Below are 15,257 nucleotides of genomic sequence, written 5' to 3'. Positions count from 1 at the left end.
ACGGGCACCCGGGGATGAGGTCATACCCTCCCAAACCGGACAGGCCGGGTCGAGCGTCTCACCCGTCCGGGTGGTCCCCCGGGTCCGCCCGCCCGTGCGCACCGCCCCCGCGGCCGGGCGTCACGCCGCGGCCGGCCAGACCTGCGACCTGGCCCGGCGGGAACGGCTCGGGGTCCGGCAGCCCGCCGAGCGCGTAGCCCAGTCCGAACCCTGTCGACCACGACAGCCGTGCCACATCACCGCGCGACCGCACGCGCACGATCTCGCCGGCGACCGCGCCGGCCCGGCGCACGACCCGCACCGGCGTGCTCCGCAGCAGGCGCTGGTGCGGGCCGCCCCGCTCCGGACCCGGGCGGGGCGTCGGTTCGTGGTGCGCCGCGAGCGCCTCCCGCACGTCCCCGTACCGGGCGGCGAGCCAGCGCTGGCCCATCCCGCTGTGGCGGCCCTGGTCCCAGGTGTCGCGGAGCCCGTGCCGCAGCCGCATGTGCACGACCGCGGCCGGCTCGAACCCCAGGGGGCTCCCGGCCAGCTGGGCCCGCCAGCACAGGTCCGTGTCCTGCAGCCAGCGCGCGCGGGTGTCGAAGCGGCCGATGCGGTGGAACAGCTCCCGTCCGATCCCGAGGTTGCTGGCCGCCGCGCACGGCAGCCAGGGCAGCGGCTCGGTGTACTGGAGCCCGTCGACCTGCGGCAGCGCGCGCGAGCGGCGGGACGCCCGGTCGTTGAGACGGTGCCACTCCAGGCGGCCGGCGACGACGCCGTCGCGGTCGACGGCGGCGCCGAGCGCGTCGATCCACCCGGGCGCCACGACGTCGTCCGCGTCGCAGAACAGCAGCGTGCCGCCGCGGGCGACCCGGGCGGCGGCGTTGCGCGCCGCACCGGCGCCGGGCGTCCCGGCGGCGTCGACCAGGCGGGCCTGCGGCAGCCAGGAGCGTGCCTCCTCCACGACCTCGCGGGTGCCGTCGGTCGAGCCGTTGTCGGCCACGATGACCTCCCAGGGGCGCTCGGCGCGCTGGGCGGCGAGGGCGCGGAGCTGGTCCGGGAGCGTGGCGGCGGCGTCGCGCGCGGCGATGACCACGGAGACGGCGACGGGGTCGGATCCGGCGTGGCGAGCTGGCGCGCGCATGGTCCCCCTATGGGTCAAACCGTGACATTTCACCCATCGAAGCACGCGTCCGGCCGTCCCGCACGCCGCGCCGGCCGCGGTCCTCGGCAGCCCCCGGGGCGGTGGCCGGCGGCGTCAGTACCGCTCGGGCCCGTAGTCGATGCGGTAGTGCTGCTCGCGCGGCCGCTCCCCGACCGGCTTCGCCGGGACGCCGCCGACGACGGTCCACGGCGGCACGTCCTGCGTCACCACCGCGCCCGCCGCGACGACGGCCCCCTCGCCGATCGTGACGCCCCGCACCACCGTCGACCGGCTCGCCAGCCAGGCCCGGTCGCCGATGACGATCGGCCCGAGCCGCCCCGCGAACCCCGGGTCGCGCAGGTCGTGGTCGGCGGTCACCAGCAGGACGTGGCTCGCGATGACGACGTCGTGCCCGATGTCGATCCCACCGCGCGCGTCCACCTGGCAGAACCGCCCGACGTGGCAGCGCCCGGCGATCCGCAGGTTGCCCGGCTCGAGGACCTCGGAGCCTCCGAACAGGTACACGTGCTCGCCGAGGTCCGCGCCCAGCCGGCGCAGCGTCGCGATGCGCAGCGCGTTGCTCGGCACGTGCGTGATGACCCGGTTGAAGACCAGCTCTCCCCGTCGTCCCACCTCAGGCCTCCTTCCCGCGGACGGCGCCCGCGCGCTCCGGCTCCCGCGCCCCGACCAGCCGTGCGGCGATCGCGCCCGGCAGGTGCTCGCGACGGACCAGGGCGCGTCCCGCCTCCCCCCGCCGGCGCCGGTCCCCGCCGTCCGCCACGAGCGCCCGGACGGCCGCGACCAGCTCGCGCTCACCCGGCTCGCCGTCCCCGACGACGACGACCTGCGCCTCGTCGAACAGGTGCGACGCGCCCCGGGAGTCGTTCGTGACGACGGCGCAGCCGTGGCCCAGCGCGGCGACGAGCGGGCCGCTCACCGCGAAGGCTCCACCCCCGCCCCAGCCGTCGCGCCGCCACCGGACGACGACGGCCGCGCGGGCGAACGACGCCCGGACCTCGGTCTCGGGCAGGAACCCCAGCAGGCGGACACGGTCGAGCACCCCCCGCGCCGCAGCCTCCGCCCGCACCCGCTCCTCGGTGGCCGGCGCTGCCGCGCCGACGGCCAGCGTCCAGCCGTCGGGCAGCCCGCCCGCCACCCGCACCAGCGGGACCACGTCGGCGGCGTCCGCGACGTAGCCCGGCACCAGGACCTCGGTCCGGCCGCCGGTCGGCACCTCAACGACCGCGCCGACGTGCGGGAGGTCCTGCACGGGGCGGGTCAGCCGGTGCGCGCGCTCCAGCGTCCGCGCCCCGGCCGGCGACAGGCACAGCACGCGCTCCGCCCGCTGCAGCAGGCCGCGCTCCGCCCGGCGACCGAGCGTGGCGGACAGGAACGCGGCCAGCCTGCGCCCCCCGCGACGGTCGAGCAGCGTGGTGAAGAACGCGCCGCCGGAGAGCTCCGGGACGTCGTGCACCATGAGCCACACCCGGCGACCGCGGAGCGCCAGCCACCAGGCGGCCCAGAACTCCGCCAGCCCCCGGCCGGCCTGCTCGACCACCAGGACGTCGGACGGGGCGCGACGGGCGAGCCGACGGGCCAGCCGCAGGGCCAGCACCGCCGACTGGGACGCCGCCGGATCGGGCGGCAGCCGCTCGACGTCGACGTCCCCGAGCTCCTCCAGCACCGGGCGGAACGCCTGGGCGTAGGCCGCGACGCCGCTCGGGCTGGGCGGCAGCCGCGTCACGTGCACCAGCCGCTGCACCGTGCGGTCGGCGGTCACCGTGTCCCCCGCCGGCCGCCGCGGACCCCGTCCCGCACCCCGACCGCGGTGCGCTGCAGCCCCTCCGCCAGGCCGAGCAGCCGGGTGCGGCGGCGCGGCACGTCCTGCGTCAGGCGCCCCGTGCGCTCGTCCTCGAGCAGCGAGCCGTACAGGTGCCCGAACGTGTGCAGAGCGGCGACCGCGAAACCCGCGCGGCCGTCGCGCCAGACACCGGAGTAGACGGTCGACCGCAGCAGCTCCCGCAGCAGGGCGACAGGATCGTCCAACCGGGTGAACCGTCCGGGGTTGTTCGCGGCGTACCGGAGGATCTTCTCGGTCGTCTGGCCGATGGAGCGGAAGTTCAGGTGGGCGATGGCCGGGACGGCGTCCGGGGCGTCGACCCCGCGGCCGTCCAGCACCGGGGGGACGTGCGCGAGCGCCGGCTCGGCGTAGTGCGCGCGCCCGCGCCGCAGGAGGGCGAACTTGGCGCTGCCGCGCAGCGAGTGCTCCAGCAGCCGGCCGAACGCCACGTTGTCGTACCGCAGCCGCACGCCGGCGACGTCGTCGGGACCGTCGAGCACGGGCTGCAGCGCCTCGCGGAACCCTGCCGGGAGGTGCTCGTCGGCGTCCACGAACAGCACCCAGTCGCTGCTCGCCGCATCGAGCCCGAGCTGGCGCACCTGCTCCACGACGGGCGCGTCCGGGACCGGCACCACGCGCGCACCGTGCTCGGCGGCGACGGCGGTGGTGTCGTCGCGCGAGCCCATGTCGCAGACGAGCACCTCGTCGAACCCGGCCAGCCGCGGCAGGCAGTCGCGCAGCAGGTCGGCCTCGTCTCGGGAGTACACGACGGCGCTCACGGTGCCCGGGGAGGTCATGGCGTCGAGCGTAGGTGGGGGTCCCCCGGAGGCGGCACCGCCTCCAGGGTGAATTCCGGCGAAAGCGGACATAGCGGGCATCACGGACGGCTAGCCTCGCGGTGCGGACGGGGGTCCGCCCACCGCGCCGCCGCGGCGGCCTGCGGCCCGACCGGGCCACCCGGAAGGAGCACGGCATGAGCCACGTCCTCGTCGTCGGCAGCGGGATCGTCGGGCTGGCGGTGGCCGCCCGCCTGGCCGCGCGCGGCGACCAGGTCACCGTCCTGGAGAAGGAGGACGGGCTGGCCCTGCACCAGACCGGCCGCAACTCCGGTGTCGTGCACTCCGGCCTGTACTACGCGCCCGGCAGCCTCAAGGCGACGATGGCCGCCGCCGGCGCCCGGTCGCTCACCGCGTACGCCCGCGAGCGCGGCGTGCCGGTCGAGATCTGCGGCAAGCTGGTCGTGGCCACCTCCGAGCGCGAGCTGCCGGGCCTGGAGAAGCTCGCGGACCGCGCTGTCGCCAACGGGGTGCCCGCCCGGCGGCTCAGCCCGTCCGAGGCCCGCGAGCACGAGCCGCACGTCCGCGCGGTCGGCGCGCTGCGCGTCGAGTCGACCGGCATCGTCGACTACCCCGGCGTGTGCCGTGCGCTCGCCGCGGACGTCGAGGCCGCCGGCGGCGAGGTCGTGCTGGGCGAGGACGTGCTCGCCGCGCGGACCGTTCCCGACCGGCCCGGCACGCGCGGCCGCGTCGAGGTGCGGACCGACAAGGCGGACCGCGAGGTCGACGCGCTCGTCGTGTGCGCCGGGCTGCACGCCGACCGGGTCGCCCGCGCGTGCGGGCTGCAGCCGGAGGCGCGGATCGTGCCGTTCCGCGGGGAGTACTTCGAGCTCACCCCCGAGGCCGGCGAGCAGGTGCGCGGGCTCATCTACCCCGTGCCGGACCCCCGGTTCCCGTTCCTCGGCGTGCACCTCACGCGCGGCATCGAGGGGCACGTCCACGCCGGGCCCAACGCCGTGCTCGCGCTCGCCCGCGAGGGCTACACGTGGCGCGACGTGTCGCCCGGCGACATGGCCGACGCGCTCGGCTGGCCCGGTCTGTGGCGGCTGGCCGCCCGCAACCTCGTGCCGGGTGCGGCCGAGGTGGGCCGCTCGCTGTCGACGCACGCGTTCGCCCGGAGCCTCGCCCGGCTGGTGCCCGGGATCACCGCCGGCGACCTCGTGCCCGCGCCGTCCGGCGTGCGCGCGCAGGCACTGCGCCGCGACGGCGGACTGGTCGACGACTTCCTCGTCCAGACGACCGCGCGCCAGGTCCACGTGCTGAACGCGCCGTCCCCGGCGGCCACGGCGTCGCTGGAGATCGCGCGCCACATCGTCGAGCGGCTCGACGCCACCGTCCCCCTGGAGCACGCCGCATGAGCCCGCACGCGGCGACCCCGGCGGCGAGTCCCTGGTCGAAGGAGACCACGATGCGCATCGCCCTGATCGTGCAGCACCCGGTGCTGCCGGAGGTGACCGCCGGGGGCATCCTCGACCTGCACCACCTGGCGCGGGAGCTCGTGCGCGCGGGCCACGCCCCGGAGGTCGTCGCGACGAAGTACGGCGGCCGGCGGCTCCTCCCCCGCCGCGCCCTGCAGCGGCTGCGGCCGCGCCACCCGGCCGCCTGGGCGGACGACGCCCAGGGCTACCGGACCACGCGGTACGGGCCGTGGGCGCTGCGCGCCGGGGTGGAGCAGCGGCTGGACGACGGCGACTGGGACGTGGTCGCGCTGCAGGACGTGGCCACGTTCGACCTCGTCGAGCCGGTGCACCGCCGCGGGATCCCGCTGCTGATCCGCATCGTCGCGATGCAGGAGGTCGACGAGCTCGCGCGGCGCAGCGCCACGGACCCGGTGTTCGCCGCCGTGCTGCGCGACCCGCGCGTCCGCGTGGTGAGCAACTCCCGCTACGTCGCCGGCCAGGTCCGGGACGCGCTCGGCCTCGACACCCCCGTGGTCTACCCGCCGGTGGACCTGGGCGACTGCCGCGCGACCGGGCACGACCCGGTGCACGTCACGATGGTCAACCCCCGCGACGTCAAGGGCATCGACACCACGCTCGCGGTCGCCGCCCTGCTGCCGCACCGGCAGTTCCTGCTGCAGGAGGCGTGGGCGCTGGACCCGGACGAGCGCGACGTCCTGCTCGGGCGGCTGCGCGCACTGCCGAACGTGCGGCTCGCCCCGGTGACCGACCGCATGGCGGAGGTCTACCGGCGCACCGCCGTCCTGCTCGCGCCGTCCCGCGTGGTCGAGACGTTCGGGCGCGTGGCGCTCGAGGCCGCGGCCAACGGCATCCCCGTGGTCGCGACGCGCGCCGGCGGGCTGCCCGAGGCGGTCGGCCCCGGTGGCGTGCTCGTGGAGCCGGACGCGGCGCCGCAGACGTGGGCCGGCGCGGTCGAGGAGCTGCTCGCGGACCCCGCCCGGTACGCCCGGGTCGCCGCCGCCGGTCGCGCGCACGCGGCGCAGCAGGCGTTCGACCAGAGCGCGGTGGCCGCCGCGATCCTGCGGGTCGCGCTCAGCGCGTCGGGCGGGACGACGCTGGCCGCCTGATCCCGTCGCGACGCGGCCCGCCCGCATGCGCAGACGCCGGGCCCCTGATGGAGGGAGGGACCCGGCGCCGGTCGGTGGACGCGCCGGTCAGCGCATCATGTCGCGCATCATCGCCCGCACCGGCGGGTACTCGGCGAGCAGCTCACCGGCGGTGCGGGTGCGGTAGCCGTCCGCGGCGATCCGCTGCAGCAGCGCGTCGAGCACCGCGGCGCGGTCGTGGCGGGGCAGCTCGGACGGGTCGGAGGCGGTCTCCGGATCGGCGCGGGTGTCGTGCATGAGCACGAGCGCCCCGGGGTGCAGCGACGCGTACGCACGGCGCTCCATCTCGTCCTGCTCGCCGTGGTACCAGTCCTCGACGGACGAGGACCACAGCACCACGCGCAGGCCCTGGCGCGCCCAGCCGCGGCGCTGCCGCACGGTGTGGGACCCGTACGGCGGGCGGAACAGGTGGATCCGCTGCCCGGCGATCTGCTCCACGACGGCGCGCGACTCCGCCACCACGCGCATGGACTCCTCGTACGGCACCTGCGCGAGCCGGCGCCGGTGGTCGCGGCTGTGCAGGGCGAGCTCGTGGCCCTCGGCGACGATGCGCCGCACGAGGTCCGGGTGCTGCTCCGCCGCCTCGCTCAGCACGAAGAACGTCGCGTGCGCGCCGCGCGCCGCCAGGACGTCGAGCAGGCGCGGCGTGTGGTGCGGGTCGGGGCCGTCGTCGAACGTCAGCGCGACCACCCGGTCGAGCGTCTCGACGCCGACGAGCGCCGCGAGCGGCTGGAGGACGGGCCGGGCGAGCTCGACGACGGCGCGCCGGGGCAGGGGGCGCGGCGCGGGGGCCCCGAACTCGCCCATGTCGCGGCGCAGGACGACCCGTCCGCGGCCGGGGTGCAGCCGCGGGGCGGACTGCTCGCGGGGGACGAGGGGTGTCGGCATGACGGCCTCCTGCGCCGCGGGCCGGGACCGGGTCGGCGCCCGGCCGGCGCGCTCGCTGCTTCGGCGGGTGGGCTGGCCGGGCCAGTCTGCCCGCCCCAGCGTGTCCTGGATGTCCGTTTTGCGGCATTTCACCCTGATGACAGCATGCGCGGCCCGCGTTCACCCGAACGTGGCGCGGGCTGTCTCCGCCGGCCGCGACCGCGCGCCCGCCCCGGGCCCCGGCCCGCCGCCGGGCACCGCACGGGACCGTTCGGGCGAAATGTCCGAGTTTCACCCGTTCATACCTGTCTGGGTGGAAATGCCCCGACTAGCCTCGGAACCAGAGCCGGCAGTCCCCACGGCCACCACACCCCCGTCCCCGCCCTGGAGGAGCCATGACCGCAGGCGAGCCCGACCCGGCCGACATCCCGGTGGTGATCCTCTGCGGCGGCATGGGGACGCGGCTGCGCGAGGCCAGCGAGAAGCTCCCCAAGCCGCTGGTCGACATCGGCGGCCGCCCGATCCTCTGGCACATCATGAAGACCTACGGCGAGCACGGGTTCCGCCGCTTCGTGCTGGCGCTCGGCTACAAGAGCGACCTGATCAAGCAGTACTTCCTCGACTACCGGCACCTCACGTCGGACTTCACGCTGCACCTCGGCGCGGACGGCGCCGGCTCCGAGCCGGTCTTCCACGGCACCGCCGCGAAGGAGGACTGGGAGATCACGTTCGTGGAGACCGGCCTGACCACCGCGACCGCCGCCCGCATCCGCCGCGTCGCCGACCACCTCGACGCGCCGCGGTTCGCCCTCACGTACGGCGACGGCATCGGGGACGTCGACATCACCGCGGCCCTCCGCCACCACGAGCAGCACCGCCTGCTCGGCACGCTCACGGGCGTCCACCCGTCCAGCCGGTACGGCGAGATGCGCGTCGACGGCGACACCGTGGTCGAGTTCAACGAGAAGCCGACGCTCGCCGACGGCTGGGTCAACGGCGGGTTCTTCCTGTTCGAGCGGGAGTTCGTCGACAAGTACCTCGACGACGACCCGACCGTGATGCTCGAGAGCGCGCCGCTGCAGCAGCTCGCCCGCGACCGGCAGCTCTCCGTGTACGAGCACGAGGGCTTCTGGATGGGCATGGACACGTTCCGCGACTGGACGGAGCTCAACGGGCTGTGGGACAGCGGCCGGGCCCCGTGGAAGATCTGGGAGGACTGAGCACGTGCGCATCCTGGTCACCGGCACCGAGGGCTACCTCGGGAGCCTGCTCGCCCCGACGCTGCTGGGCCGCGGGGACGAGGTCACCGGCCTCGACACCGGCTACTACAAGAACGGCTGGCTCTACAACGGGGTCCACGAGACGCCGCACACGCTCGTCAAGGACATCCGGCACGTCACACCCGACGACCTGGCCGGGTACGACGCCGTGGTCCACATGGCCGAGCTGTCGAACGACCCCATCGGGGACCGCATCGGCGACGTCACGTACGACATCAACCACCACGGCTCCGTCGCCCTGGCGTCCGCCGCGAAGCGCGCCGGGGTGTCCCGGTTCGTCTACATGTCGTCGTGCTCCGTGTACGGCGTCGCCGACGGGACCGTCGACGAGACCAGCCCGGTCGACCCGCAGACCGCCTACGCCCGGTGCAAGGCACTCGTCGAGCGGGACGTCACCGCCCTCGCGGACGACGACTTCTCCCCGACGTTCCTGCGCAACGCCACCGCGTTCGGCGCCTCGCCGCGGCAGCGGTTCGACATCGTGCTGAACAACCTCGCCGGCCTGGCGTGGACGACGCACCGCATCGCGATGACGTCCGACGGCACGCCCTGGCGGCCCCTCGTGCACGGCCTCGACATCGCCAAGGCCATCCGCGCGGTGCTCGACGCGCCCCGGGAGGCGGTGCACGCCCAGGTGCTGAACGTCGGCGCGGACGCAAACAACTACACGGTGCGCGAGATCGCCGAGACCGTCGGGGCCGAGTTCCCCGGCTGCGAGGTGTCGTTCGGCGAGCCCAGCGCGGACAACCGGTCCTACCGGGTCTCCTTCGCGAAGATCCGCGAGGTGCTGCCCGGCTTCGACACCGACTGGGACGCCGCCGCCGGCGCCGCGCAGCTCCACCGGGTGTTCGAGCAGATCTCCCTGGACACGGAGACGTTCACCGGGCGCGGGCACACCCGCCTCGCGCAGATCGAGCACCTGCTCAAGACCGGACAGGTCGACTCTCAGCTCTTCTGGACGGTGAACCCGTGAAGTACACCCCGACCGCCGTCGACGGCGTGACGATCGTCGACCTCGAGCCGCGCGGCGACGACCGCGGGTTCTTCGCCCGGACGTTCGACACCACGGAGTTCGAGGCGCACGGGCTCGACACGACGGTCGCGCAGTGCAACCTGTCGTACAACCACCGGGCCGGGACGCTGCGCGGGCTGCACCGGCAGGTGCCGCCGTACGCGGAGGGCAAGCTCGTGCGGTGCACCGCCGGGGCGATCGTCGACGTGGCCGTGGACGTCCGCCCCGACTCGCCCACCTACGGGGCCCACGTCATGGTCGAGCTGTCCGCCGCCAACCGGCGCGCGCTGTTCATCCCGCCCTACGTCGCGCACGGGTACCAGACGCTCACCGACGACGCCGAGGTGGTCTACCAGGTCAGCGGGCCCTACGCGCCCGAGGGCGAGCAGGGGTTCCGGTACGACGACGCCGCGTTCGGCATCGAGTGGCCCGTGCCGGTGACGGTGATCTCCGACAAGGACGCGTCGTGGCCGCTGGTCGGGTCGGGCGGAACGCCTGCGTCCGCGGGCGCGTCGGCGTCGGCGTCGGCCGAGGTGGCGCCGTGATCGTCGTCGACTCCCTGCTGCGCGCCCGGCAGGCCGACGGCGCCCCCATCCGGGTGGCGCTCGTCGGCTCGGGGTTCATGGGCCGGGGGCTCGTCAACCAGATCGTCAACTCCGTGCCCGGCATGGACGTCGTCGCGATCGCCGCCCGGCACCCCGAGCAGGGCGTGCGGGCGTACACCGAGGCCGGCCTGTCCGGCGTCGTCGAGGTCGACTCCCCCGCCGCGCTGGCCCGGGCCGCCCGGTCCGGCACGCCCGTCGTCACCGCCGACTACCGGGTCGCGATCGCGTCCGACGCGGTCGACGTGGTCGTGGACGTCACCGGCGCCGTCGAGTTCGGCGCGCACGTGGCGCTCGCCTGCTTCGAGCACGGCAAGCACCTGGTGCTCATGAACGCGGAGGTCGACGCGACCGTCGGCGCCGAGCTCGCGCGCCTCGCCGACAAGGCCGGCGTCGTCTACACCGGCTGCGACGGCGACCAGCCGGGCGTGCAGATGAACCTGCACCGGTTCGTCACGGGGCTCGGCCTGACGCCGCTCGTGGCGGGGAACATCAAGGGCCTGCAGGACGAGTACCGCACGCCCACCACCCAGAAGGCGTTCGCCGAGCGCTGGGGCCAGGACCCGCACATGGTCACGTCCTTCGCGGACGGCACCAAGGTGTCCGTCGAGCAGGCGCTCGTCGCGAACGCGACCGGGATGTCGGTGCACCGCCGCGGGATGCTCGGCATGGACCACGACGGGCACGTCGACGAGCTGACCACCCGGTACGACGTCGACGAGCTGCGGGCGCTCGGCGGGGCGGTGGACTACGTGGTCGGGGCGCGCCCCGGGCCCGGTGTCTACGTCCTGGCGACGCACGACGACCCGAAGCAGCGGCACTACCTGGAGCTGTACAAGCTCGGCACCGGGCCGCTGTACTCGTTCTACCAGCCGTACCACCTGTGCCACTTCGAGGTGCCGACCACCATCGCGCGGGCGTTCCTGCTGGGCGACGCCACCATCCGGCCGCTCGGGGCGCCGTCCGTCGAGGTCGTCACGACTGCCAAGACGGACCTGCCGGCGGGGACCGTGCTGGACGCACTGGGGGGCTACCACTACTACGGCCAGGCGGAGAAGGCGTCCGTCACGCGCGCCGAGCAGCTGCTGCCGGTGGGCGTCGCGGAGGGGTGTCGCCTGGTCCGGGACGTGCCGAAGGACGCCACGCTGACGTACGACGACGTGGAGCTGCCGGAGGGCCGCCTGGTCGACCGCCTGCGCGAGGCCCAGGCCGCCCTGACCTGACGACCCGCCACCCCCCGGGGCCCGCTCGGAGCCTCCCACCGCACTCGGAGGGGTGCGCGCGCCATCGTGGTGGCCCGCGGACACCTCCGAGAGCGCCCGGACGCCTCCGAACGCGTTCGGAGCCTCCGAGGGGATGGGGGTCGGGGCGGGGGTGGGGCGTCACCCGGATGCCAGGCAGTTCACCCGGGGTGACGGGACAAATCGGACAAATGCGCTCATAGACTCGCCACCACGGGGGCCCGGGACACCGCCCCGACCCGTCACCGTCCGACACCGAGAGAGGGGACCGCTGTGCCCGCGACACCCGCGACGCCCACGTCACCCACCGCGCTGCGCGCCCGTGCCGTGACGTTCTACCTCCCCCAGTTCCACCCGGTGCCGGAGAACGACGCCTGGTGGGGCCCGGGGTTCACGGAGTGGACGAACACGGCGAAGGCCCGGCCGCTGTTCCGGGGGCACGTCCAGCCGCACCTGCCGGCGGACCTCGGGTTCTACGACCTGCGGATGCCGGAGGCGCGGGAGGCGCAGAGCGACCTCGCCCAGCGGTACGGCGTCGAGGCGTTCGTGTACTGGCACTACTGGTTCGGCGGCGGCCGGCGGATCCTCGAACGGCCGTTCGCCGAGGTGCTCGCGTCCGGCGCGCCGTCCGTGAAGTTCTGCCTGGCCTGGGCGAACCAGACGTGGAGCGGGATCTGGCACGGCGCCAGCGACCGCATCCTGATGGAGCAGACGTACCCCGGGGCGGAGGACGAGCAGCGGCACTTCGACTCGCTGCTGCCGGCGTTCCGCGACGAGCGGTACCTGCGCGTCGACGACCGCCCGGTGTTCTACGTGTTCCGCCCCGAGGACCTGCCCGACGCCGCGGCGTTCGTCGACCGCTGGCAGGCCATGGCCCGCGCGGCCGGCCTGCCCGGGCTGTACCTGGTGGCGGAGGTGTCCGACCTGCTGGGCCGCGGCCCCCGCTACACCGACGTGGACGCCGCCGGGTTCGACGCCGGCGTGTACATGCGCATCCCGGCACGGCGGACGCGCGCCGACGTGCTGCGGATGCGGGTGGGGCGCAAGCTCGGCCGCCCCGAGGTGTACCCCCACGCCCCCGACTTCCAGCCGGCGCCCGCCGGGCTCTCCGACCGGTTGCAGCCGTGCGTGTACCCGAGCTGGGACAACACGCCGCGCTCCGGCACGCGCGGGCTGGCGGTGACCGGCTCGACTCCCGCGCTGTTCGAGCGGCACGTCCGGCAGGCCACCGACTCGCTGCAGGACCGCCGCCCCGAGGAGCGGCTGCTGTGGGTCAAGTCGTGGAACGAGTGGGCGGAGGGGAACTACCTGGAGCCGGACCTGGAGCACGGCCACGGCTGGCTCGAGGCGCTCCGGGACGGCCTGAGGGACCAGGCGGCGGCAGCACCGACCGCCCGGACGACGACGGCCACCCGCGCGACCGGGACCGCAGTCGCAGCGGCGACGACCTCTGCCCGCGCCCCGCGGCCGGTCGCCGCCCGCGCAGCAGCAGCGGAGGGGGGCGCGCGTGGCTGACCGCACCCGGACGAACGCCACCGCGGCAGCGCCCGGCGCCGACGCCGACCGCGCCGACAGCCCCCTGCGCATCGCGATGGTGTCCTACTACCTCCCGTCGGGCAGCAAGATCGGCGTGGGCTTCCAGGCGCACGAGCTGGCCACCGAGCTGGCCCGCCGCGGCCACCACGTCGCGATGTTCAGCGACTGCCCGCCCGTCCCCGGTGCCCCGTACGAGCACCGGCACGTCGCCATGTCCGGCTCGTTGCGCACGTTCCGGTTCGCGACCGCGCTGCGCCGGCAGGACCTGTCGGGCTTCGACGTGCTGCACGCGCACGGCGACGACTACTGGCTGTGGCGCCGCCGCGCGCCGCTGCACGTGCGCACGGTCCACGGCTCGTGCTTCGAGGAGGCCCGGCACATCCGCGGTGCCAAGGAGAAGCTGCGCATGCTGCTGCTCGGCGTGAGCGAGGTGGTCGCGTCGTACGTCGCCGACCGGGTGGTCGTCGTGTCGCCGCAGACCCGCCGCTGGGTGCCGCGTGCGCACGCCGTGGTCCCGAACGGCGTCGACACCACGCGCTTCACCCCCGCGGACGACGGTGACCGCGCGGACCACCCGGTGGTGCTGTTCGTCGGCACGTGGCACGGCCGCAAGCGCGGGCGGGACCTGGCGGCGGCGTTCCGGCGGGACGTGCTGCCGCGGCTGCCCGACGCCGAGCTGTGGATGGTCACCCGCGACGCGCCGCAGGACCCGGGGCCCGGCGTGCGGGTGCTGGGCCGGCTGTCCGACGCCGAGCTCGCCGACGCCTACCGGCGCGCGTGGGTGTTCTGCCTGCCGTCCTCGTACGAGGGCTTCGGCATCCCGTACGCGGAGGCGATGGCCAGCGGGCTGCCCGTGGTCGCCACGCCGAACGTCGGCGCCCGCTACGTCAGCGACGAGGGCCGCGCCGCGGTGCTGACGGAGCTCGACGGCCTGGGGACGGCGCTCGCGGACCTGCTCGCGAGCCCCGGCCGCCGCGCGGACCTCACGGCGCGCGGCCTGGACCGCGTCCGCACCTTCTCGCTCACGGCCGTCGCCGACGCCTACGAGCGCCTGTACCGCGGCGGAGCCCCGGCCGGCCGGGCAGCCCCCGGCCGCGCGCGTCCGCCGCAGACCACCACCGCCCAGCACGGAGAGTCCCGATGACCGACGCCGCCATCCGCGCCACCGGGGTGGGCAAGCACTACCGGATCGCCACGAGCGGGGACGCCCCGTCGACCGCCGCGGAGGCGGTGATGCGCCGGCTGCGCCACCCGATGGAGCGCCAGCAGTTCGAGGAGTTCCGCGCACTGGACGACGTGTCGTTCGAGGTCCCGTGGGGCGAGGCCATCGGCATCCTCGGCCGCAACGGCGCCGGCAAGTCGACCCTGCTCAAGCTGCTCACCCGCGTGGCCGCCCCGACCCGCGGCCGCATCGAGCTGGGCGGACGTGTCGGGTCGCTGCTGGAGGTCGGCACCGGGTTCCACCCCGAGCTGACCGGCCGCGAGAACGTGTTCCTCAACGGGACGCTGCTCGGCATGCGGAAGTCGGAGATCAAGGCCCGGTTCGACGAGATCGTGGCGTTCTCCGGTGTCGAGAAGTTCCTCGACACCCCCGTGAAGCGGTACTCGTCCGGCATGTACGTGCGGCTCGCGTTCGCCGTCGCGGCCCACCTGGACACGGAGATCCTGGCGATCGACGAGGTGCTGGCGGTCGGCGACGCGGAGTTCCAGGCCAAGTGCATCGAGCGGATGCGCACGGTCGCCGCGGAGGGCCGCACCGTGCTGTACGTGTCGCACCAGATCCAGACCGTCAAGGCCCTCTGCACGTCGGCGCTGTTCCTCGAGCACGGCAACCTCGTGATGCACGGGGACGTCGACGACGCGATCGAGCTGTACCAGACCAGCCGCGACCGGGCGGCGATGAGCCGGACGGACATCGAGCGCCGCCCGGGCACCGGGGAGCTGCGCATCACGTCGGCCACGATCTCCAGCCCGCTGTACCGGACCACCGAGCCGAAGACCATCGAGTTCCTGGTCTCCGCCAACGCGGACTACATCGGCAAGTACTTCGTGTCCTGCCACGTGAACGACCGGCACGGCACGACGATCCTGCAGTGCGACTCCCGGGTCACCGGGCTGTGGCTCGACCCGTCCGTCGAGCAGAAGATCGCGCTGACGATCTCGGGCCCGTGGCTGAAGCCCGGCGAGTACTCCGTCGACCTGTTCGTGTGCTCCTCGGGCGTGCTCGACGCGTTCGAGGGCGCCGGCCGCTTCGAGATCCACCCCGTGCTGCCCTACCCGCAGGCCGTGTCCGACGAGGGTCTCGACGCCGGCCTCGTCCTCGCCGACTTCGACTACGAGAGGCGGTGACCGCG

General features: G+C 75.1%; 14 protein-coding genes. 9 read left to right on the top strand and 5 right to left on the bottom strand.

Annotated elements, in window-relative coordinates; all coding sequences use genetic code 11:
* Nucleotides 1-58: 58 nt before the first annotated feature.
* From K5O09_RS03935 to K5O09_RS03920, 4 genes are all read right to left on the bottom strand, one after another.
* The gene (locus tag K5O09_RS03935) at nt 59-1,123 is read right to left on the bottom strand and encodes a glycosyltransferase family 2 protein (RefSeq protein WP_222171543.1); all 1,065 of its coding nucleotides are present in this window, start codon (nt 1,121-1,123) and stop codon (nt 59-61) included.
* A 114-nt stretch (nt 1,124-1,237) separates the two neighbouring features.
* A complete protein-coding gene (locus K5O09_RS03930) occupies nt 1,238-1,756 on the bottom strand; it encodes a DapH/DapD/GlmU-related protein (protein ID WP_222171542.1) in 519 nt (172 codons plus the stop codon).
* Nucleotide 1,757: 1 nt separating this feature from the next.
* The gene (locus tag K5O09_RS03925) at nt 1,758-2,903 is read right to left on the bottom strand and encodes a glycosyltransferase (protein WP_222171541.1); all 1,146 of its coding nucleotides are present in this window, start codon (nt 2,901-2,903) and stop codon (nt 1,758-1,760) included.
* Nucleotides 2,900-3,760 (bottom strand): glycosyltransferase, encoded by an 861-nt coding sequence (locus K5O09_RS03920; RefSeq protein ID WP_222171540.1) that lies wholly within the window; start codon nt 3,758-3,760, stop codon nt 2,900-2,902. The genes K5O09_RS03925 and K5O09_RS03920 overlap by 4 nt, the downstream gene beginning before the upstream one ends.
* A gap of 176 nt (nt 3,761-3,936) precedes the next feature.
* Between K5O09_RS03920 and lhgO the strand changes: the two genes are divergently transcribed.
* Both lhgO and K5O09_RS03910 read left to right on the top strand, forming a co-directional pair.
* Nucleotides 3,937-5,157: an L-2-hydroxyglutarate oxidase gene (gene lhgO / locus K5O09_RS03915; protein ID WP_222171539.1), complete on the top strand. Its 1,221-nt coding sequence runs from the start codon at nt 3,937-3,939 to the stop codon at nt 5,155-5,157.
* A 50-nt stretch (nt 5,158-5,207) separates the two neighbouring features.
* Nucleotides 5,208-6,326: a glycosyltransferase gene (locus K5O09_RS03910; protein WP_222171538.1), complete on the top strand. Its 1,119-nt coding sequence runs from the start codon at nt 5,208-5,210 to the stop codon at nt 6,324-6,326.
* Between the two features lie 87 nt (nt 6,327-6,413).
* Here K5O09_RS03910 and K5O09_RS03905 read toward each other — a convergent pair whose 3' ends face one another.
* On the bottom strand, nt 6,414-7,253 hold the full coding sequence (locus tag K5O09_RS03905) for a polysaccharide deacetylase family protein (RefSeq protein WP_222171537.1): 840 nt from the start codon (nt 7,251-7,253) through the stop codon (nt 6,414-6,416).
* 374 nt (nt 7,254-7,627) lie between these two features.
* Between K5O09_RS03905 and K5O09_RS03900 the strand changes: the two genes are divergently transcribed.
* The 7 genes from K5O09_RS03900 to K5O09_RS03870 all read left to right on the top strand — a co-directional run bounded on the left by K5O09_RS03900 (nt 7,628) and on the right by K5O09_RS03870 (nt 15,252).
* Nucleotides 7,628-8,452 (top strand): glucose-1-phosphate cytidylyltransferase, encoded by an 825-nt coding sequence (locus K5O09_RS03900; protein WP_222171536.1) that lies wholly within the window; start codon nt 7,628-7,630, stop codon nt 8,450-8,452.
* Between the two features lie 4 nt (nt 8,453-8,456).
* A complete protein-coding gene (locus tag K5O09_RS03895; RefSeq protein ID WP_222171535.1) occupies nt 8,457-9,485 on the top strand; it encodes an NAD(P)-dependent oxidoreductase in 1,029 nt (342 codons plus the stop codon).
* Nucleotides 9,482-10,069, top strand: a complete 588-nt coding sequence (rfbC, locus tag K5O09_RS03890; RefSeq protein ID WP_222171534.1) for a dTDP-4-dehydrorhamnose 3,5-epimerase — start codon at nt 9,482-9,484, stop codon at nt 10,067-10,069. The genes K5O09_RS03895 and rfbC overlap by 4 nt, the downstream gene beginning before the upstream one ends.
* Nucleotides 10,066-11,349: an NAD(P)H-dependent oxidoreductase gene (locus K5O09_RS19400; protein WP_222171533.1), complete on the top strand. Its 1,284-nt coding sequence runs from the start codon at nt 10,066-10,068 to the stop codon at nt 11,347-11,349. Before rfbC ends, K5O09_RS19400 begins: the two co-directional genes overlap by 4 nt.
* Before the next feature lie 291 nt (nt 11,350-11,640).
* Nucleotides 11,641-12,882 carry a glycoside hydrolase family 99-like domain-containing protein gene (locus K5O09_RS03880; RefSeq protein ID WP_222171532.1) on the top strand — a complete coding sequence of 414 codons (1,242 nt, stop codon included), beginning with the start codon at nt 11,641-11,643 and terminating at the stop codon, nt 12,880-12,882.
* Nucleotides 12,875-14,047, top strand: a complete 1,173-nt coding sequence (locus K5O09_RS03875) for a glycosyltransferase family 4 protein (RefSeq protein WP_222171531.1) — start codon at nt 12,875-12,877, stop codon at nt 14,045-14,047. Before K5O09_RS03880 ends, K5O09_RS03875 begins: the two co-directional genes overlap by 8 nt.
* On the top strand, nt 14,044-15,252 hold the full coding sequence (locus tag K5O09_RS03870; protein ID WP_222171530.1) for an ABC transporter ATP-binding protein: 1,209 nt from the start codon (nt 14,044-14,046) through the stop codon (nt 15,250-15,252). The genes K5O09_RS03875 and K5O09_RS03870 overlap by 4 nt, the downstream gene beginning before the upstream one ends.
* The last annotated feature ends 5 nt before the right edge of the window (nt 15,253-15,257 follow it).

It is taken from the genome of Cellulomonas sp. C5510, assembly GCF_019797765.1.
Lineage (GTDB): Bacteria > Actinomycetota > Actinomycetes > Actinomycetales > Cellulomonadaceae > Cellulomonas.
Note: the sequence above shows the minus strand (reverse complement) of the source record. Positions and strands in the feature narration are given on the sequence as shown.